Genomic DNA, 18,615 nt, shown 5'->3' with positions numbered 1-18,615 from the left:
CCGGAGCGGGAAAGCGTCCTCCCGTAACGCCGGTCTGTCAATGTGATCGCCTTGTTCAGACGCTGCGGCGCAGGCGGCGGGTCTCGCGGAACAGGATGTAGACGCCGCTGCCAGCGACCACGAGCGCGCCGGCGATGGTGGCGGCACGCGGGATCTCGTCCCAGACCAGATAGCCGATGATCCCGGCCCAGATCAGCTGGCTGTAGTCGAACGGCGCGACCACCGCGACGGGCGCACGGCGCAGAGCCTCTGTCAGCAGCAGCTGGCCCGTGCCGCCGATCAGTCCGGCGCTGACCAGCATCACCAGCGTGGTCGTGTCCGGGATCGTCCAGCCGCCGAACGGCAGGCTCGACAGACCCAGAAGCATCCCGGCCAGGGTGAAGTAGAAGACGATGGTGGGGCCCGGCTCGGTGCGCCCGATTTCGCGGATGGCGATCATCGCCCCGGCCGCGCCCAGAGCGCCCAGCAGCGCGAAGCCGGCCCCCAGGGTGGCCATGTGGCCTGGATCGGGGCGCACCATGATCAGCACGCCGACGAAGCCGATGGCGACCGCGGCCCAGCGATGGACGCCGACCACTTCCTTGAGGATCAGCGCCGACAGCGCGGTCATGAACAACGGCGAGGCGAAGGACAGCGCCGTCGACTCGGTCAGCGGCAGCATCGAGACGGCGGTGAAGCCGCAGACCATCCCGATCAGTCCGACCGCGGCGCGGGTGGCGTGGCCGCCGAGGCGTTTGGTCTTCAGCACCGAGAAGCCGGTCGTGCGCGAGACGTAGAGCAGCACCGGCACGAAGGCGAAGGCGTTGCGGAAGAAGACGATCTCCAGCACCGGGGCGCCGCGCTCGGCGCAGGCCTTCACCAGCGCGGCGAGCACCGCCATGCAGGCCATAGCCGCGACGCGCAGGGCGATCCCGGCGCCGTTGCTCTGCTGGACGGCGTGGGACGGGGCGTCGGCGGGCACGGGTCTCTCCTTGGAAGGGCCGTGCATAGAGGCCCTGCCCGGCCAGCGCCATAGCCGCCGGCCGCCTGACCGGCGCTTGCGACTCGCCGCCACGGGCCTCTGGCCCCACAGTGGGGGGCAAACTCGGGGAGATTCGGCATGACCATCGGTTTGATGATGGCGGCGTGGACGCTGGTTCTGGCCTTCGCGCAGATCCTGCTGTTCGACATCGCCAGGACCAGCCAGTACGGGCTGAAGTGGAACACCGGCCCGCGCGACGGCGAGATGCCGCCGCTCAGCGACAAGGCCCAGCGGCTCAAGCGCGCCCAGGACAACCTGTTCGAGACCCTGCCGCTGTTCCTCGGCGCGGTGCTGATCGCCCACGTCGCCAACAAGGAAAGCGAGATCACCGCGCTCGGCGCGCAGATCTACTTCTGGGCCCGGGTCGCCTATGTGCCGCTCTACGCCTGGGGCGTGCGCCAGATCCGCTCGCTGGTGTGGCTGGTCAGCATCGTCGGCCTCGGCATGATCGCCCAGGCGATCCTGCTGCCTTAAGGACGTCACTAAGGTCGTCGATCGGTTGACGGCGTAGGACCGGCGTGCGGCAAGGGCGCGATGATTCGTAGTTCAGTACTGGCGGCCCTTGTCTTGGCGCTGTTCGCAGCGCCGCTGGCCGGCTGCGCCTCGTTCTCGCGCGAGAACTTCACCGCCGACGAAGCCCATCGCGCCCTGCCGCCCACGGCCGCCGACATCCGCTTCGACGCCTCGGACCAGGCCTCGGCTCTGGCCTTCACCGAGCGCGCCCAGCGCCAGCTGGAGGCGGCCGGAGACCGGCGGGTCGACGTGCTGGCGATCTCGGGCGGCGGAGCCGACGGCGCCTACGGCGCCGGGGTGATGGTCGGCTGGACCCTGGCCGGCACGCGGCCGAGCTTCGAGGTGGTCACCGGGGTCAGCACCGGCGCGCTGATCGCGCCGTTCGCGTTCCTCGGACCGCACTGGGACAAGACGCTTCGCGAGGCCTATGCCGGCGGCAAGGCCAGCCAGGTGCTGAAGGGCCAGGGCCTGGGGGTGCTGTTCTCGTCGAGCCTCTACAGCCCCGAGCACCTGCGCAACCTGGTCGAGACCTACTGCACTTCGGTCATGCTGCACGAGGTCGCCCAGGAACACGCCAAGGGTCGGCGGCTGCTGATCGCCACGACAAATCTCGACAGCCAGAAAACCGTCGTCTGGGATATGGGGGCGATCGCCTCTCGCGGCGGGCCCGACGCGCTGAAGCTGTTCCGCGAGGTGCTGGTCGCCTCGGCGGCCATTCCCGGCGTGTTTCCGCCGGTAATCATTCCGATCGGCGACGCCGACGGGCGCATGATCGACGAGATGCACGTCGACGGCGGGGTGACCGCGCCGTTCGTCTCAATCCCCGAAGGACTCTATTTCTGGGACGCTCCCGAGGGCCAGGCGACGACGCCGGCGCGCATCTTCGTGCTGGTCAACGGCAAGCTGGACCCCAGCTTCGCGGTCGTGCGCGGCCGCGCCCCGACCATCCTGGGCCGGGCCTTCGACACCATGATGAAAACCACCCTGCGCGCTCACATCGCCGCCAACCGAGCCTTCGCCGAGCGCAACAACATGGAGTTCGAAATCGCCGAGGTGCCGCGGGACGCCGAGAGCGGGAGCCTGAACTTCCAGCCGGAAAACATGCGCAAGTTGTTCAAGCTGGGCGAGGACAACGCGATCGCCGGCAAGGCCTGGGCCCGACCGCACTAGGGAACCACCCCAGAGCGAACCCGTTCGTTCCAGCGGGACGGGCGTAACCAGAGAGGTTCGCTATGACACTCAGCCTGAAGACCGCCGCGGTCGGCTCGGTCCTGCTTCTGGCCGCCTGCGGCACCACCATGACGGAACGCGCGGCGACGGGCGGCCTGGCCGGCGCGGCGATCGGCGGTGCGGTCGACAGCTCCTTGACCGGGGCTTTGGTCGGCGGCGCGGCCGGCGCGGCGCTGGGCGCAGCCACCACGCCCAAGCACAACGACAACATCAACCGCCGACAATACTACGACGAGCGCGCGGGTCGCTATTACTACTACGATCCGGGCGCGCGCCGGTACTATTGGGAAGACGGCAGCCGTCGCAACTGACCGTCAGGCCGCCGCGACGCTGTAGCCGGCGTCCTCGATCGCCTGAGCCACGGCCTCGCGGCGCTCGCCGCCCTCGACGGTGACGCGACCGGCCGCGAGGTCGATGGCGACCGTGGCCTTGGGCTCGACCGCCTGAACGGCCTTGGTCACCGACTGCACGCAATGTCCGCAGGACATGCCTTCAACCTGAAAAGTCATCATCGGATCTGCTCCTGGGAACTCTGTCGGGGCGGTTCTGCACCTTCCCACGACGGGAAGGTCAACGCGAAAATCGTCGCTTGACCCTCCCATAATGGGAGAGTTGAAAGATGGCGGGCATCGAGAGTTCGAGGAGCCCGTCATGTCGCAGACCATCCTGAAGCCGCTGGAGATCCCCGTTCTGGGGATGACCTGCGCCTCGTGCGTGGGACGCGTGGAGAAAGCGATCTCCGCGGTGCCCGGCGTCGCCGCCGCCAGCGTCAACCTGGCGGCCGAGCGGGCGCATGTGGAGCTGACCGCCGAGGGCGACACGGCCGCCGTCGTCGAAGCCATCCGCAAGGCCGGCTACGAGCCGCTGGACCGCACGGTCGATCTCAAGATCGAGGGCATGACCTGCGCGTCGTGCGTCGCCAAGGTCGAGAACGCGCTGAAGGCCGTGCCCGGCGTGCTGGACGCGCAGGTCAACCTGGCCACCGAGCGCGCGCAGGTCCGCGCCTTGGCCGGCGGCGCGGCGAGCGCCCAGCTGGTCGCCGCTGTCGAGGCCATCGGCTATGGCGCGCAGGAGATCGACCCGGCCGCCGCCCCCGACCTGGCCGACCGCGAGCGCCAGGCCCGCGAGGCCGAGATCACAGGGCTGAAGCGCGCCGTCGCGGTCGCCGCGGCCGGCACGCTGCCGCTGTTCGTGATCGAGATGGGCCGCCATTTCATACCTGGCGTCCACCACTGGCTGGCCGCGACCATCGGCGAGCAGCCCTGGCGGCTGATCAGCTTCGTGCTGGCGGCGATCGTGCTGTTCGGTCCGGGCCTGCGCTTCTTCCGGAAGGGCGTGCCGAACCTGGTCCGCCGCACGCCGGACATGAACTCGCTGGTGGTGCTGGGAACCAGCGCGGCCTTCGCCTACTCGGTCGTGGCGACCTTCGTCCCGTCGCTGCTGCCGGCCGGCGCCGACCACGTCTATTACGAGGCCGCCGCGGTCATCGTGACCCTGATCCTGCTGGGCCGGCTGTTCGAGGCTCAGGCCAAGGGCCGCACCAGCGAGGCGATCAAGCGGCTGATGACCCTGCAGGCCAAGACCGCCCGCGTGCTGCGCGGCGGCGAGGCGGCCGAGGTCCCGATCACCGAGGTCCTGGGCGGCGACGTGGTCGTGGTCCGTCCGGGCGAACGCATCGCGGTCGACGGCGAGGTCATAGACGGCGGCTCTTTCGTCGATGAGTCGATGATCACCGGCGAGCCGATCCCCGTCGAGAAGAAGCCCGGCGACGCCGTCGTCGGCGGCACCGTCAACAAGACCGGCGCCTTCCAGTTCCGCGCCACCAAGGTCGGCGCCCAGACCATGTTGGCGCAGATCGTGCGCATGGTCGAAGCCGCCCAAGGCTCGAAGCTGCCGATCCAGGCCACGGTCGACAAGGTGACCGCCTGGTTCGTGCCGGCGGTGATCGCCGCGGCGCTGCTGACCTTCGCCGCCTGGATGCTGTTCGGGCCGAGCCCGGCGCTCGCCTTCGCGCTAGTCAACGCCGTGGCGGTGTTGATCATCGCCTGCCCGTGCGCCATGGGCCTGGCCACCCCCACCTCGATCATGGTCGGGACAGGCAAGGCCGCCGAACTGGGCGTGCTGTTCCGGCGCGGCGAGGCGCTGCAGGCGCTGCGCGACGTCAAGGTCGTGGCCTTCGACAAGACCGGCACCCTGACCGAGGGCCGCCCGGCCCTGACCGACCTGCAGACCGCGAGCGGCTCCGACGAGGACGAGGTGCTGGCGCTGACAGCAGCTGTCGAGAGCCGCTCGGAGCACCCGATCGCCGAGGCCATCGTCGAGGCCGCCAGGACCAAGGGCCTGGCCGTCGCCGAACCGCAGGACTTCGAGGCCGTGCCCGGCTTCGGGGCCCAGGCGCGCGCCGGCGGCAGGCTGGTGCAGGTCGGCGCCGACCGCTTCATGACCAAGCTCGGCCTCGACGTCGGGGTGTTCACCGACACGGCCGCGCGGCTGGGGGCGGAGGCCAAGAGCCCGCTCTACGTCGCCATCGACGGCCAGCTGGCCGCGGTGCTGGCCGTGGCCGACCCGATCAAACCGACGACTCCGCAGGCGTTGGCCGCCCTGCACGCCATGGGGCTGAAGGTGGCGATGATCACCGGCGACAACGCCCACACCGCCCGCGCCGTCGCCGCCAAGCTGGGCCTGGACGAGATCGAGGCCGAGGTGCTGCCGGACGGCAAGGTCGCCGCTGTGCAGGCCCTGCGCGCCCGCTTCGGCACCATCGCCTTCGTCGGCGACGGGGTCAACGACGCTCCGGCCCTGGCCGCCGCCGACGTCGGGATCGCCATGGGCGCAGGGACGGACGTCGCCATCGAAAGCGCCGACGTCGTGCTGATGCGCAGCGACCTGCGGGCGGTTGCGACCGCCGCAGCCCTCAGCCGGGCTGTGATGAACAACATCGGCCAGAACCTGATCTGGGCGTTCGGCTACAACGTCATCCTGATCCCGGTCGCCGCCGGCGTCCTCTTCCCCACGTTCGGCCTGCTGCTGTCGCCGATGGTGGCGGCCGGCGCCATGGCGCTGTCGAGCGTCAGCGTCCTGACCAACGCCCTGCGGCTGAAGGCCTTCCGGCCGCCGTTCCAAGGAGAACCCGCATGAACATCGGCCAGGCCTCCAAGGCGTCCGGCGTCACCACCAAGATGATCCGCTACTACGACGAGATCGGGCTGGTGAGGCCCTCGGCGCGGACCGACGCCAACTACCGCGAGTACGACGAGCGCGAGATCAACGAGTTGCGCTTCATCCGCCGCGCCCGCTCGCTGGGCTTCTCGATGCCGGAGATTACCCAGTTGCTGTCGCTGTGGCGCGACCGCGGGCGGCCCAGCCGCGAGGTCAAGGCGATCGCCGACCGGCACCTGGCCGACCTCGACGCCCGCATCGCCGAGATGCAGGCCATGGCCGACACCCTGCGCCACCTGTCGCACTGCTGCGCCGGCGACGACCGCCCCGACTGCCCGATCCTGGCCGACCTCACGCAGGGGGCGTTACCATCCGATCCGAAGCCCAAGACCCGGAGGGCGCGCATTCCCGGGCCGAACTGAGCACGACCTCCACCTTTCCTGCACCCAGAGCGCTGAGTGAGCGGCCATGCGACCTGACCTGCACCAAGCCAACCGCCTGTCCTGGAACGAGGCCACCCGCGCCCACAACAGTCACAAGGGCGACCAGGCGGCGTTCTTCCGCGCCGGCGGCTCGACGCTCTATCCGGAGGAGCTCGCCCTGCTGGGCGACGTCGCCGGGCGCAGTCTCGTTCACCTCCAGTGCAATTCCGGCCAGGACAGCGTCAGCCTGGCCCGGCTGGGCGCGCAGGTCACCGGCGTCGACATCTCCGACGAGGCGATCTCGTTCGCCACTCGGCTTTCCGCCGACAGCGGCGTCCCTGCCCGTTTCGAGCGCGCCGACCTGTACGACTGGTTCGAGACCGCGCGGGCGGGCGGGCGGCGCTTCGAGCGGGCCTTCACCTCCTACGGGACGATCTGCTGGCTGTCGGACATCGGCGCCTGGGCGCGCGGCATCGCGGGCGTTCTGGAGCCCGGCGGGCGGTTCGCGATGGTCGAGTTCCACCCCTTCGCCATGGTGTTCGACCCGCAGTGGACGCCGCGACACGACTACTTCGCCGAGGGACCGATCCCCGAACCGGAGGGCGTCGGCGACTATGTCGCCGATTCCGGCAAGACCCTGGCGCTCGACGCCTATCACCCCGGCGTCGAGGAGTTCCGCAATCCGAACCCGGCCTTCGAATTCTATTGGGGCGTCGGCCAGGTGGTCAGCGCCCTGGTGGGGGCCGGACTGACGATCGAGCGGCTGGAAGAGTACCCCTACGCCAACGGCTGGGCGGGGTTCGCGGGCATGCGCGACCTGGGCGGCGGACGCCTCGCTCCACCCGAGCACATGCCGCGCATTCCCCTCATGTATGGGCTTTCCGCGGTGCGGTATGGCTGACGCACCGATCCACGATTGCGAATGAAACTAAGAATCGCTTGCAACTAACCGGATAGGCGCTTACCCCGCCCCCCGAAAACAGCCGCCGCCGTGAGCGGCCAGTAACGGGGGTAGTCGTTGTCCAGTACGCGTTCCAAGTTCCGCCCGGCCGCCTTGGCCATGATCCTGCTGTCGGGCACGGCCCTGACCTCTCCAGCCTTCGCCGACGCGGCGCCCGCCGACGGCGCCGTCGAGGGCGTGACTGTCACCGGGGTCAAGGAGGGCTACGCCGCCAAGACCACGGAGTCGGCCGCCAAGCTGCCGCTGTCGCTGCGCGAGACGCCGCAATCGGTGACGGTGATCACCCGCGAACGCATGGACGACTTCGGCCTCGTCACCGTGGCCAACGTGCTGGAACAGACCACTGGCATCACCGTGCAGGAAAACGACTCCAACCGCGTGAACTTCACCTCGCGCGGCTTCTCGATCTCGAACTTCCAGCTCGACGGCGTGCCGACGGCCTATTCGTCGGGCAACAGCGTCATGGGCGACACCGTGCTCTACGACCGCGTCGAGGTCGTGCGCGGCGCGACCGGCCTGGTGACCGGCTCGGGCGATCCGTCCGCCACCGTCAACCTGCTGCGCAAGGCGCCGACCCGCGAGTTCGCCGCCTCGGTCGCCGCCCTGGCCGGCAACTGGAACCGCGGCCGTATCGAGGCCGACGTCTCCGGCCCGATCTTCGCCGACGGCCGCGTGCGCGCCCGCCTCTCCGGCGCCTTCGAGGACCGAGAATCGTACATCGACTTTTACGAGGAGAAGAAGAAGATCGGCATGGCGGTGATCGAGGCCGACGTGACCGAGAGCACCCTGGTGCGGGTCGGCGTCGACTACACCGAGGTGACGCCGAAGGGCACGACCTGGGGCACCTCGCCGCTCTATTACCGCGACGGGTCGCCGACCAGCTTCGACCGCTCGTACAACGCCGCCGCGCGCTGGAGCACCTGGGACCGCAACAGCACCAACTACTACGCGGTGCTGGAACAGGACCTGCCGGGCGACTGGAAATTCCGCGCCGCCTACAACAAGCGCGACAGCGACTCCACGGCCAAGCTCTACTACGGCTACGGCGGCTATCCGGACCGCAACAACGGCAGCGGCCTGATCGTCGCCGACTACTTCAACGTCTACCAGCAGGACGAGACGGCGTTCGACGTCTACGCCAGCGGTCCGCTCGAGCTGTTCGGCCGCAAGCATGAGCTGGTCATCGGCGCCAACGGTTATGACCGCGACGGCACGACGCTGAACGACTCGATCGACGCCTCGAAGCGCCCGTACGCGATGACCATCCCGAACATCTTCACCTGGGACGGCCGCATTCCCGAGCCGGTGCTGCTGCGCTACGGCACCCCGGCCCAGATCGACCGCATCAAGGAGACCGGCGTCTACGGCGCGGTCCGCCTCAACCCCACCGACCGGCTGAAGATCATCCTCGGCGCGCGCAGCAGCCAGTACGAGACCCGGAGCGACCGCTACAAGCTGTCCGGCGTCTACGACCGGACGGCCAACGCCTACTCCGAGGACAAGTTCACCCCTTACTTCGGGGCGATCTTCGACATCACCTCGCAGATCTCGGCCTATGTCAGCTACTCGGACCTGTTCAAGCCGCAGAGCAACAAGGACAAGAACAACGACCAGCTGCCGCCGGTCATCGGCGCCAACTACGAAGGCGGCCTGAAGGGCGAATTCTTCGACGGCCAGCTCTACGCCGCCGTGGTCGGCTTCTACGTCCAGCAGGACAATCTGGCTGAGGTCGATCCGACCGTGCCCGACGGCTTCCTGCTGCCGGACGGCGGCACCGCCTACCGCGCGGTGACCGGCGCCGAGACCCGCGGCTTCGAGGCCGAGATCACCGGCCAGCTGACCCCGCGCTGGCGCGTGGCCGGCGGCTACACCTACGCCTACACCGAGAACGCGGCGAAGGTGCGGATCAACACCCTGAACCCGCGCAACATCGCCCGCATCTACACGAGCTACGACCTGACGGGCCGCCTCGAGGGGCTGACCATCGGCGGCGGGCTGAACTGGCAGAGCGAGATCTACACCCTCGCGACGATCCCGGTTCCGGGCAACACCAGCGCGCCGGGAACCAACCCGCCGACCCTGAGGGTCAATGTCTCGCAAGGCTCGTACGTGCTGGCCAACCTGATGGCCCGCTACCGCTTCAACGAGAAGCTCAGCGCGACGCTCAACGTCGATAACCTGTTCGACGAGACCTACTATCGCCGCGTCGGCTTCTACAACGGCGGCTACTACGGCGAGCCGCGCAAGGTGACGCTGACCCTGCGGGCGGCGTTCTGACCATGAGCGTCGCGCAGACCGCGCCGCCGCCGGCGGCCAAGCGCAAGGGGCCGAAAGGCCCCACCCTGCGCCAGCGGCTGGACGTGGCCGCCAGAGCCGTGGCGGCCATTATCGTCGGCTACGTCTTCGCGGCGCTCTCGACCGCCGTGCTCGCCCGGCTGCTGCCGGGCGGGGCGGAGGAAGCGACCATCGCCGCCACCCTGCTGTCCTTCGCCGTCTACGCCGCCGTGGTCATCTGGGGCTTCGCCGACCCGAAGACCTGGCGCGTGTGGCTGGGCCTGGCCGTCGGTTGCGCCGCGCTGTGCGCCGTCCTGTGGATCTCGCTGATCGTGGAGCCGCGGATATGAACGGGTCGTTCCGCCAGTCGATGTCCTGGCTGCACACCTGGAGCGGCCTGCTGGTCGGCTGGGTGCTGCTGGCGATGTTCCTCACCGGAACCGCCACCTACTTCCGCCCCGAGATCACCCGCTGGATGGAGCCGGAAACGGGTATGCCGGCCGACTATCACATCGCCGCAGCCGGCGCGGCGGCGTACCTGTCGAAGGTCGCCCCGGACGCCAAGAGCTGGTCGATCACCCTGCCCGACGAACGGGAGGCGACCGCCAGCGTGTTCTGGCAGCCGCAACCCAAGCCGGGCGAGGAGGAAAAGCCGCGCCGCGGCGGCCGCAACCGCGACACCCAGGCGACCCTGGACGCGGCCACGGGCGAGGTGGTCAAGCCGCGCGAGACCCGCGGCGGCGAGTTCTTCTATCGCTTCCATTTCCAGATGCACTACCTGCCGGTCATCTGGGGCCGGTGGTTCGCCGGGCTCTGCGCGATGTTCATGCTGGTGGCGATCGTCTCCGGGGTGATCACCCACAAGCGCATCTTCAAGGACTTCTTCACGTTCCGGCCGACCAAGGCGGCCCAGCGCTCGTGGCTGGACGCGCACAACATGACCGCGGTCCTGGCGCTGCCGTTCCACGCGATGATCACCTACACCGGCCTCGTCACGCTGATGGCGCTGTACATGCCCTGGGGCGTGCTCGCGAACTACACCTCCGATGACGCCTACTTCAAAGCCGTGTTCCCGCGCGCCGAAGAGGTCGAGCGCACCGGCGTCGCCGCCCCGCTCGCCCCGCTGCCCAAGGTGCTCGACGAGGCCTCGAAGGCCTGGGGCGGCGGCCGCCCGTGGATCATCAACGTCAGCAATCCCGGCGACGCGGCGGCACGCATCGAGGTGACCCGCCACTCGGGCGACAATCTCTCGTATCGCGGCGGCTCGCTGACCTTCGACGCCAACGGCAAGCTGATGTCGCGCTCGCCCGAGCCGGGGCCGGCCAACGTGACCGGCGGGGCGATGTACGGCCTGCACATGGGCCGCTTCGCCGAGCCGGTGCTGCGCTGGGTCTACTTCCTGTGCAGCCTGGCCGGCTGCGCCATGGTCGCCACGGGCCTCGTCCTGTGGTCGGTCGCCCGCCGCCAGAAGCTGCCCGATCCCGAGCGCCCGCACTTCGGCTTCCGCCTGGTCGAGAAGCTAAACATCGGCACCATCGCCGGCGTGCCGGCCGGCATGGCCGCGATGCTGTGGGCCAACCGCCTCCTGCCGGTCGACATGGCCAACCGCTCGCCTTGGGAGGTGCACAGCATGTTCATCCTCTGGGGCGGGATGATCCTCTACGCCTGCCTGCGGCCCAGCAAGAAGGCCTGGATGGAGACCCTGGGCCTGGCCGCGTTCATGGTCGCGGCGTTGCCGATCGTCAGCGCCGTCACCACGCCGCAGCGCAACCTCTTCGCCAACGCCATGCGCGGCGACTGGGCGATGGTCGCCTTCGACCTGACCCTGGTGGCGCTGGGCGCCCTGCTGGCCTTCTGCGGCTGGAAAGCGGCCCGCTACAAGCCGGCGGCCAAGCCGAAGCGCAAGACGCCCGCTCCCGCCGTCGCCACGGAGGCCGCATGATCCACCTCGCCATGCTGCTCTTCGCCTATGCCGGCTTCGTCGGCATCTGCGCCTCGATGGCCAAGCACCAGCCCGAACTGCTGGGCGCCAAGCTCGAGCCGCTGCGCCAGCGCCAGGTGCGCTGGGGCGGGGCCGCGGGCCTGGCCGCCGCCTATGCCTGCGCGGTCTGGGCCGACGGCTGGAGGTTCGGCTCGGTCGAGTGGGTCGGGGCGATCTCGCTGGCCGCCCTCACCCTGACCCTGGTCGCGCCCTACCGCCCCCGGCAGGTCGCCCAGGCCGGCGCCGGCGCGGCCTTCGTCGGCGCGATGCTGGCGGCCAGCGCCCTGTTGCTGTCGATCAGGTAGGAGTACCCGCGCCGCGCCGCGCCCGACCTCGGCTGCCATGAGATGCTGGAGACCCTGCACGCGCATCCTGAGTTCGGCGATTCGTCGGCGAGCGGCGGATCACGCCGGCGAGGCGCCGGCCATCGGAGAGGAAGAGTTGGTGCGGGCGGTCGGGCTCGAACCGACACTCCTTTCGGAACCGGATTTTGAGTCCCCTCCGATTCCACCAATCTTTTGATTCTAATATATTTTATTTCCGCGTCAAGCGAGCTGTGTAACCGACTGTGTAACTCGTGCGGTACGGCGACATATGCGGCGGGGTCCAGCCGCTTCGATGCGGCAGCACTGTCACGGCTTCACCACCTGTGGCGGCGGATGGAGTCGAGCTCAGCCCAAGGCCGCCACCTCGGACGCAACGTCGATCGCCGCCCAGCCAATGGCGCCGAGGCCGGGGAGCACCGTCATGGCGATGCCGAAGGCGCGACCGCCCGCGCCATGCGGATAGCCGCGCAGGAAAGTCACCCGCCCGAGGCTGAAGAGCACGACGGTCGCAATAACGTAGGCTAGCGCCGCTTCGCCGCCGACCGTAGCGAGTGCGAGGATTGCGACGACCGTGATGAACGCCTGTTCGAGGGTGTTCTGGAGGAAGGCTCTTGGCACCGCTAGGCGAGGACTTGGCCGGCTGTAGGCGGAACCTGCATTGTCCTCCGCGGACTCAAACCGCACCTTGGCGACCATCCGCACGCCCAGCACGACCCAAAGCACGACTACGAGTCCGGCCCTGAGTGCGAAGGCCAGTCGCTCCACCAGGGGCTCGGGAAAGGTGAAGATCCTGGGCAGGCCCAGGCTAGCGATCACGAGGATCGGGGCGCAGACGGCTAAGGCCAGGAGCGACTGCTGAAGCACGGCTCGCTGCTCCTTCGGAAGGTCGACGTGCGGCGACACAAGGGGCTGTCTCACCTCGATGGCCTCCTAGGACGGGCCCAGAGCCGATAGGTGTCCCCGAAGGTCTCGGGATACTGCAGCTCGTACCGATGCAGACGCTCGAAATCGCGCAGGGCGGCCGTTCGCTGGTTCTCCGCAAGGTAACGCGCCTGATCGGCCGCATGGCCGAACTGCACGCCGAGGAACTCGAGCCCGGCACCGCCCAGCAATTCGCCGACCTGCAGCAGGGTGAAGCGATGCTCGTTCACGTGGAACAGTAGGTCCCGACAGTCCGAGAGCGTCCAGAAGTCGGAGGCCGGGCTCATCACGCCCTCCAGCTCCGGCGGCTCGCCGTCGAGCATCAGGTCCCGCCGCAACGCCCGTATGCCTTCGGCGTCATCCCGATAGCCGGACCGCGCGATGTGCGCTCGCGCCGCCACCACCGCTTGCCTGCCGATCTCGCTGTAGAGACCAACGAGAAGGAATCCTTCGGGCTTGAGCAACTCGGCGACAACCTGCAGCGCCTTGGCCGGATCGGCCATGTGGTGCAGCACTCCGAAGCTGTCGATTAGGTCGAAGCGCTCGCTGAGCGCTGGCAGGTCGAGGATGTCGGCCTGCAGGTGCTGGACCTCGGTCAGCTCGTATTCCCGGGCCTTGCGCATGGCGTAGCCGAGGCTCGTCGCACTGAGGTCGACGGCAAGGATCGAGGCGCCGCGGTAGATGTTCGCCACGCGCAGGGTTTCGAGGCCCGTGCCGCAGCCGGCCACAAGCACGCGCGGCCGCTCAAGGTCAGGAACCTCGCAGGCCGGCAAGTCCGGGACAGCGCTCTGCACCGCCGAGCGGAAGGCCAGCGGCTCGTCAAGGCTGCCGCGGGTCCAGCGGGGATAGGGATTCTGCTCGTACTGCGCCCGGACCGCGAGCGAGACGGCGTCGGTTGGAGACTTGAGAATCGGAAGGGCGGCGCGCAGCGCCGCCTCCTCGGCCGGCTCGGCTAGCTGTTCGCGCAGCAGGTCGGCAAGCGCCGGCAGGGGCCTGGCCCGGAGACGCGCGGCTAAGGGCGTCGACGCCAGCGGCCGATAGGCGGCCACGATCGCGACCCGCGCCGCGTCTCCAGCGTCCAGTTCGCCGTGGTCGAGGGCGGCGATCTGGGCGTCCACCCGCCGTTGCTCCTCCGCTTCGGCGAAGTGGGCGTACTCGTTGAGGAACGCCTGCCGGGCGAGCGCAACCGCGAGGCCGAGCTCCCCTTCGAGCGCCTCGGGTTCTCGGTCTGCAAGCACCAGAAGATCCGCCCGCAGTTGCACAAGCAGCAACTCGATCCCGACGTCCGGGATCGGCGCTGAGGCCAGGAGGCCTCGGAACAGCGGATCCGCCACCAGCCGAGTGGCGGCCGCGGCCTCGCGCTCCAGCGTCTTCGCCAACATCCGCGGGGCAACGGCGATCGATCCGAGGAGCCGATCGATCTCCGGATCCTGACGCAGGACGGCGATGGCCGCGGTCGCCAGGTTGCGGGGATTGACGTCAGTGCGATCGAACAGCTGGAGAAGGAGCGCGCGAAAGACGGGCGTCGCCGGAGCCACGCGCGTGTGCCGCAGCGCCCGGGCCAACCGCCGCCAAGCCCCGTCGTCGTCGGGGGCTGCCTCCACGGCCTGCGCGAGCGCGTCGAGCCCCCCAACACCTTGCCCGAGCTGCAGAAGCGCAAGGCCGAGGTTCGTGAGCAGGGCGGCTCGCAATGGATGGCCGAGCGACGTTGCACTCAGGCCCGCAGCGAAGAGGTCGGCGGCGCCGGCCGGATCGCTGACGCCGAGGCGCAACAGGCCATACCCGCTCAGCGCCGCGGCCAAGGCCGGTGCGATTCGAAGCGCCTTCTTGTAGTGAGCCTCGGCCTCGCCGCTTCGGCCGAGCCGCCGAAGCGTGTCCCCGGCGGCGGCGAAGGCCTCGGCGAAATCCGGCTTCAGCCGGCCGGCGCGTACGAACGCCGCGGCGGCAGCCTCGTAAGCTTGCGCGCGCCGGTGGGCCTCCCCCAGGTTGTACTGAATGAACGGATTTTTCGGCTGCCCTGTCGCCGCCCGCTCGAACCACGTGATGGCCTCCCCGGCGCGCCCCGTGTTCAACGCGACCGTGCCGAGCACATTCATGGCCGACGGGTCCCGAGGCTGCACGGCCAGGACCCTCTCTGCATAGCCCCGGGCGTCCGTCCAGCGACCGGCGTTGGCGTGCGCCACGGCCTGATGCAGATCTTTGACCGCCCGCGCCGGCAATCCCAGCGGCGCCCTGGGAGACAATGGCGTTGGACCGCGTCTCATCCCCGCACTCATGCCGCCGCCAAGAGGCGCGCCTCGCGCAGGTCCGTCCGCGCATGGCGGACGATCGACCAGGAGGATTGAAGGAAGAGGCCCGCGATGATCACGGCCACGACGAGGTCGGGCCAGGCCGTGCCGGTCCAGGCGACGAGGCCCGCGGCGATGACTACGGCGAGGTTGCCGAGCGCGTCGTTGCGCGAGAACAGCCAGACCGCCTTCGCGTTAGCATCGCCGCTCCGGTGCGGCACGAGCAGGAGCGCGGCGATCACGTTGGCGACCAGGGCGATCACGCCGAAGACCCCCATGATCTCGGCCTCCGGACGGTTGAGCACCAGCACCCGATAGGCCGTGTTGAGCAGGACGCCGGCGCCCAGCAGCCCTAGGAATACGCCCTGCATGAGGGCGGAGCGCGCGCGCCAAACGAGCGACCAGCCGATGGCCAGGAGGCCCAAGAAGGTGATGGTCCCGTCGCCCATGAAGTCCAATGCGTCGGCCTTAAGCGCCTGCGAGCCTGCCACAAAACCGGCGGCCATCTGGACCAGGCCATAGCCAGCGTTGATCAAAACGACGAGCCAGAGCGCCCGCTTGTAGGCCGGCGTAACATGACTGAGGTCCGGCAAATCGTCGTCGTCCGTAACCGCTTCTCGCAGCCGGTCGAGCCGATAGCCGAGCGACTCCACCGCCTGCTCGACCGTCGGCGCGCGGAGCGCCGGGTTGTCAAGCTTCAGCGTCATCAGCGACGTGGCGATGGAGACGCGTGCTTCCTCTACGCCGGGCAGCTTGCCGACCGCCTTCTCGATCTTGGCGGCGCAGTCGCCACAGTCCATGCCGGTGATCCGGTAGCGAACCACGTCTAGGGCGCTAGCGTCGGTCTTCGTCATCGTGGGCGACCTTGTTTCCAAGCCGACCCTAATTGCTCTAGCTGCTAGAGGATCAACCAGAAAAATGCGCGCCGGACCCACTCGCCTCCCACCGCCAAGCGCACACGCTGCCGGGCTTCTTTAGCCCTCGATCTGCCGCGTCGCCCTTGCGTGTCACGAAGAGACCTAGGTCTCGCCGAACTCGCACGCGTGAATCATGAAAGCGCCTCCCTGCACGTTCAGGCGCTTCGAACTATGCGAGCGTGATCACCGGCGCAAATCCGCCTCCCGGCGTCCGGAAGTTGGTCGTCTGGCCCTGATAGAGACGCGCGGCGGCGAGCATCGTCTCGCCGGCATAGGTGTAGAGGCGGACGTCCATCTTTCGGGGCTGCGGGTCACCGTCGACCTGGACGTGGCGCTCGCTGGGCGGCGCAAAGTCCTGAGCGATGTAGCCGCCCCGGACGATCGTCTCCCAGACGCCGCGCGTCAGCTTGTCGCCGCGATAGACCGCCTTCCCGGCATGGCCGTTCGCCGGCTTGAAGAACAGCGATTTTCGCCCCCGCCAAAGCGCGTCGGCGTTCTCGGGCGTCACCAGGCGCGCATCAGGTAGGCGAGCCAACGCGCGGCGGAGGCCCGTTGGAACACCCAGCTCTTCCAACCGCTGTGGGTCCGACAGTATCGTCAGGTTGCGCTTGTCAGCCAGCAGGGCGTGATTGCGCGGGTTGGGAGTCACGACCACGTCGCCGGTCGAATAGGCCTGCCGAAGGACGGCGTGTTCGGGCCGGCAAAACGAGAAGTCGACCAGGCGATTGTAGACCATGTCGATGGCCACGCCGCCCAGGCGCAGGCGCCCGCCTTCTAAGCGCAGGTCTCGGGGATCCGCGATCAGCGCCTCCACGCCGTGGCGCTCAAAGAAGGCCTGGGCCAGCAGGAACTCGGGATAGAGATACTGCTCCTCCGGCCGCTCATCGATGATGGCGACAACGCGCGAATGCCCTGCCCTTCCCTGCAGTCGCCACTCGGCCTCGAACATGCGCCAGGCGGCGGCCTCGAAATCCTCCAACGGCGTCGCCGCCGGCACGAGCGCCCGCACCTGAGGGCAGCAGGCGACCTGGGCCTGCGCCAGCAAGGCGTTCAGGAAGGCGCCTCCGGCGTTTGTGTTGACCTCGATGAGCTTGGGCCCCTCAGGGGTCAGGTGGAAGTCGTAGCCCATGAAGGCGCCGCGCGGCCCAGGGTCAGCCTTCGCGATCTCTGGCGCCCAGCCCAGCACGAGGTCCTGGAAGGCAGGCAACTCTGCGACCGCCTCGATGGCCGCCACGACGGCTTGCATCGCCGCCAGGTCGGCGGCCGACAGGAACACCGGGGCCTCGGAGAAGAGGTGCGGACGTGCGGCCTTCAGCACGTCGAGCGGGACGACGCCGCCCCCTGCCCGGTCGACAATCGACCAGACGTGGTCCGGATCCACGTCGATACAGAAGCAATCTCGGTTGAGCTGCTCTTCCTGAGTGAGCGGCCGCACTAGCTGGCCTTCCGCTCATGAGCCATGGCGATGGCGCCCAGTTCGTCGCCGACCGTCACCCGCCCCTCGGCCTTCCGCTCGCTATAGCGGTCGACCAGATAGTCGGAGCGGCCTCGGGTCAGCAGAGTGAACTTCACCAGTTCCTCCATCACGTCGACCACCCGATCGTAGTAGGCCGACGGCTTCATGCGGCCGGCCTCGTCGAACTCCTGATAGGCTTTGGCCACCGAGGACTGGTTCGGAATGGTGATCATTCGCATCCAGCGTCCCAGCAGGCGCAGCGTGTTCACGGCGTTGAACGACTGTGAGCCGCCGCTGACTTGCATGACCGCCAGCGTGCGTCCTTGCGTCGGGCGAACGCTGCCGACCTCCAGAGGAATCCAGTCGATCTGGGCCTTCATGATCCCGGTGACCGCGCCGTGGCGTTCGGGACTGCACCACACCTGGCCTTCCGACCAGAGGGACAGTGCGCGCAGTTCCTGCACCTTGGGGTGATCGGGCGACTCCGCGTCCGGCAGAGGCAAGCCGGTGGGATCGAAGATCTTCGTCTCTGCGCCAAGGCGCTCAAGGATGCGAGCGGCCTCCTCGGTCAGGAAGCGGCTGTAGGACCGTTCGCGCAGCGAGCCGTAGAGCAGCAGGATGCGCGGCGGGTGCGAGGAGACCTTCGGCGGCTCCAGCTTGGCGAGCGTCGGGGCGTCAAGGAACTGCGGCTCAAGGGCCGGAAAATCGGTCATCGGGTACTCAATTTTGCGAAGCAGCTAGCGCGAGCGTCATTGAACGGTCGCATATTTCATGTATGTTGGAAATATGGAAATGAAAGCCGCCGTCACCAGCCTCGCCGCGCTCGCCCACGAAAACCGCCTCGCCGCCTTCCGCCTGTTGGTTCAAGCCGGCCCGTCTGGTTTGGCGGCCGGAGAGCTGGCTCGCAGGCTTGAGATTTTGCCGAACACGCTTTCGGCGAGCCTCACCGTCCTGAGCCATGCCGGCTTGGTCGGCTCGCGCCGCGAAGGCCGCTCGATCATCTACACCGCCCACTACGACGCCATGAGCGCGCTGCTGGCCTTCCTGATGGAAGACTGCTGCGCCGGATCGCCGGAGATCTGCGCGCCCTTGGCCGACATGCTCAGCCGCAGCGCCTGCTGCGCGGACGACCTCGTCAAAGCCTAG

General features: G+C 68.8%; 18 protein-coding genes. 11 read left to right on the top strand and 7 right to left on the bottom strand.

All coding sequences use genetic code 11. From position 1 onward, the window contains the following. Positions 1-55 precede the first annotated feature (55 nt). Positions 56-961 (bottom strand): EamA family transporter, encoded by a 906-nt coding sequence (locus GGQ61_RS20065; protein ID WP_221221168.1) that lies wholly within the window; start codon positions 959-961, stop codon positions 56-58. A 138-nt stretch (positions 962-1,099) separates the two neighbouring features. Here GGQ61_RS20065 and GGQ61_RS20060 point away from each other — a divergent pair, with 138 nt between their 5' ends. The 3 genes from GGQ61_RS20060 (at position 1,100) to GGQ61_RS20050 (ending at position 3,075) form a co-directional block, all read left to right on the top strand. Beyond that, entirely contained in the window at positions 1,100-1,495 is a 396-nt protein-coding gene (locus GGQ61_RS20060) for an MAPEG family protein (protein WP_183776839.1), read from the top strand. Positions 1,496-1,555: 60 nt separating this feature from the next. Continuing rightward, on the top strand, positions 1,556-2,704 hold the full coding sequence (locus GGQ61_RS20055) for a patatin-like phospholipase family protein (protein ID WP_183776832.1): 1,149 nt from the start codon (positions 1,556-1,558) through the stop codon (positions 2,702-2,704). A 62-nt stretch (positions 2,705-2,766) separates the two neighbouring features. Next, positions 2,767-3,075 (top strand): glycine zipper domain-containing protein, encoded by a 309-nt coding sequence (locus GGQ61_RS20050; RefSeq protein ID WP_183776819.1) that lies wholly within the window; start codon positions 2,767-2,769, stop codon positions 3,073-3,075. A gap of 3 nt (positions 3,076-3,078) precedes the next feature. On the opposite strand, the gene GGQ61_RS20045 is transcribed toward GGQ61_RS20050, so the two are convergent. Beyond that, positions 3,079-3,276 (bottom strand): heavy-metal-associated domain-containing protein, encoded by a 198-nt coding sequence (locus GGQ61_RS20045; protein WP_183776814.1) that lies wholly within the window; start codon positions 3,274-3,276, stop codon positions 3,079-3,081. Positions 3,277-3,415: 139 nt separating this feature from the next. Between GGQ61_RS20045 and GGQ61_RS20040 the strand changes: the two genes are divergently transcribed. The 7 genes from GGQ61_RS20040 (at position 3,416) to GGQ61_RS20010 (ending at position 11,866) form a co-directional block, all read left to right on the top strand. Next, entirely contained in the window at positions 3,416-5,902 is a 2,487-nt protein-coding gene (locus GGQ61_RS20040) for a heavy metal translocating P-type ATPase (protein ID WP_183776812.1), read from the top strand. After that, positions 5,899-6,345, top strand: a complete 447-nt coding sequence (cueR, locus tag GGQ61_RS20035; protein ID WP_183776811.1) for a Cu(I)-responsive transcriptional regulator — start codon at positions 5,899-5,901, stop codon at positions 6,343-6,345. Before GGQ61_RS20040 ends, cueR begins: the two co-directional genes overlap by 4 nt. A 46-nt stretch (positions 6,346-6,391) precedes the next feature. Then, a complete protein-coding gene (locus GGQ61_RS20030; RefSeq protein WP_183776808.1) occupies positions 6,392-7,246 on the top strand; it encodes a class I SAM-dependent methyltransferase in 855 nt (284 codons plus the stop codon). Positions 7,247-7,363: 117 nt separating this feature from the next. After that, positions 7,364-9,583 carry a TonB-dependent siderophore receptor gene (locus tag GGQ61_RS20025; RefSeq protein ID WP_221221167.1) on the top strand — a complete coding sequence of 740 codons (2,220 nt, stop codon included), beginning with the start codon at positions 7,364-7,366 and terminating at the stop codon, positions 9,581-9,583. A 2-nt stretch (positions 9,584-9,585) separates the two neighbouring features. After that, entirely contained in the window at positions 9,586-9,930 is a 345-nt protein-coding gene (locus GGQ61_RS20020) for a hypothetical protein (RefSeq protein ID WP_221221166.1), read from the top strand. Continuing rightward, positions 9,927-11,522, top strand: coding sequence for a PepSY-associated TM helix domain-containing protein (locus tag GGQ61_RS20015; protein ID WP_183776803.1), 1,596 nt, complete (start codon positions 9,927-9,929; stop codon positions 11,520-11,522). The genes GGQ61_RS20020 and GGQ61_RS20015 overlap by 4 nt, the downstream gene beginning before the upstream one ends. Further along, positions 11,519-11,866, top strand: coding sequence for a DUF3325 domain-containing protein (locus GGQ61_RS20010; RefSeq protein ID WP_183776798.1), 348 nt, complete (start codon positions 11,519-11,521; stop codon positions 11,864-11,866). The genes GGQ61_RS20015 and GGQ61_RS20010 overlap by 4 nt, the downstream gene beginning before the upstream one ends. 366 nt (positions 11,867-12,232) lie before the next feature. Here GGQ61_RS20010 and GGQ61_RS20005 read toward each other — a convergent pair whose 3' ends face one another. The 5 genes from GGQ61_RS20005 to arsH all read right to left on the bottom strand — a co-directional run bounded on the left by GGQ61_RS20005 (position 12,233) and on the right by arsH (position 18,182). Beyond that, positions 12,233-12,805, bottom strand: coding sequence for an MAPEG family protein (locus GGQ61_RS20005; protein ID WP_183776792.1), 573 nt, complete (start codon positions 12,803-12,805; stop codon positions 12,233-12,235). Further along, complete coding sequence (locus tag GGQ61_RS20000; protein WP_183776785.1) at positions 12,802-15,072, bottom strand: methyltransferase domain-containing protein; 2,271 nt, start codon at positions 15,070-15,072, stop codon at positions 12,802-12,804. The genes GGQ61_RS20005 and GGQ61_RS20000 overlap by 4 nt, the downstream gene beginning before the upstream one ends. 8 nt (positions 15,073-15,080) lie before the next feature. Further along, positions 15,081-15,950 (bottom strand): cation efflux transmembrane domain-containing protein, encoded by an 870-nt coding sequence (locus GGQ61_RS19995; RefSeq protein WP_183776781.1) that lies wholly within the window; start codon positions 15,948-15,950, stop codon positions 15,081-15,083. 232 nt (positions 15,951-16,182) lie between these two features. Continuing rightward, positions 16,183-17,448: an ATP-grasp domain-containing protein gene (locus GGQ61_RS19990; RefSeq protein ID WP_183776776.1), complete on the bottom strand. Its 1,266-nt coding sequence runs from the start codon at positions 17,446-17,448 to the stop codon at positions 16,183-16,185. Next, complete coding sequence (arsH, locus tag GGQ61_RS19985; RefSeq protein WP_183776772.1) at positions 17,448-18,182, bottom strand: arsenical resistance protein ArsH; 735 nt, start codon at positions 18,180-18,182, stop codon at positions 17,448-17,450. The genes GGQ61_RS19990 and arsH overlap by 1 nt, the downstream gene beginning before the upstream one ends. 73 nt (positions 18,183-18,255) lie before the next feature. Here arsH and GGQ61_RS19980 point away from each other — a divergent pair, with 73 nt between their 5' ends. Further along, positions 18,256-18,615: an ArsR/SmtB family transcription factor gene (locus tag GGQ61_RS19980; protein ID WP_183776765.1), complete on the top strand. Its 360-nt coding sequence runs from the start codon at positions 18,256-18,258 to the stop codon at positions 18,613-18,615.

This window comes from Phenylobacterium haematophilum, assembly GCF_014196295.1.
Lineage (GTDB): Bacteria > Pseudomonadota > Alphaproteobacteria > Caulobacterales > Caulobacteraceae > Phenylobacterium > Phenylobacterium haematophilum.
The sequence above is the reverse complement of the archived record's forward strand: the minus strand, read 5'-3'. Positions and strand labels throughout refer to the sequence as shown.

Excerpts from the sequence above, each read along its gene's own strand:
- GGQ61_RS20060 (WP_183776839.1), top strand. The coding sequence starts at position 1,100 with ATGACCATCGGTTTGATGATGGCGGCGTGGACGCTGGTTCTGGCCTTC.
- GGQ61_RS20055 (WP_183776832.1), top strand. The coding sequence starts at position 1,556 with ATGATTCGTAGTTCAGTACTGGCGGCCCTTGTCTTGGCGCTGTTCGCA.
- GGQ61_RS20050 (WP_183776819.1), top strand. The coding sequence starts at position 2,767 with ATGACACTCAGCCTGAAGACCGCCGCGGTCGGCTCGGTCCTGCTTCTG.
- GGQ61_RS20045 (WP_183776814.1), bottom strand. The coding sequence starts at position 3,276 with ATGATGACTTTTCAGGTTGAAGGCATGTCCTGCGGACATTGCGTGCAG.
- GGQ61_RS20040 (WP_183776812.1), top strand. The coding sequence starts at position 3,416 with ATGTCGCAGACCATCCTGAAGCCGCTGGAGATCCCCGTTCTGGGGATG.
- cueR (WP_183776811.1), top strand. The coding sequence starts at position 5,899 with ATGAACATCGGCCAGGCCTCCAAGGCGTCCGGCGTCACCACCAAGATG.
- GGQ61_RS20030 (WP_183776808.1), top strand. The coding sequence starts at position 6,392 with ATGCGACCTGACCTGCACCAAGCCAACCGCCTGTCCTGGAACGAGGCC.
- GGQ61_RS20020 (WP_221221166.1), top strand. The coding sequence starts at position 9,586 with ATGAGCGTCGCGCAGACCGCGCCGCCGCCGGCGGCCAAGCGCAAGGGG.
- GGQ61_RS20015 (WP_183776803.1), top strand. The coding sequence starts at position 9,927 with ATGAACGGGTCGTTCCGCCAGTCGATGTCCTGGCTGCACACCTGGAGC.
- GGQ61_RS20010 (WP_183776798.1), top strand. The coding sequence starts at position 11,519 with ATGATCCACCTCGCCATGCTGCTCTTCGCCTATGCCGGCTTCGTCGGC.
- GGQ61_RS20000 (WP_183776785.1), bottom strand. The coding sequence starts at position 15,072 with ATGAGACGCGGTCCAACGCCATTGTCTCCCAGGGCGCCGCTGGGATTG.
- GGQ61_RS19995 (WP_183776781.1), bottom strand. The coding sequence starts at position 15,950 with ATGACGAAGACCGACGCTAGCGCCCTAGACGTGGTTCGCTACCGGATC.
- arsH (WP_183776772.1), bottom strand. The coding sequence starts at position 18,182 with ATGACCGATTTTCCGGCCCTTGAGCCGCAGTTCCTTGACGCCCCGACG.
- GGQ61_RS19980 (WP_183776765.1), top strand. The coding sequence starts at position 18,256 with ATGGAAATGAAAGCCGCCGTCACCAGCCTCGCCGCGCTCGCCCACGAA.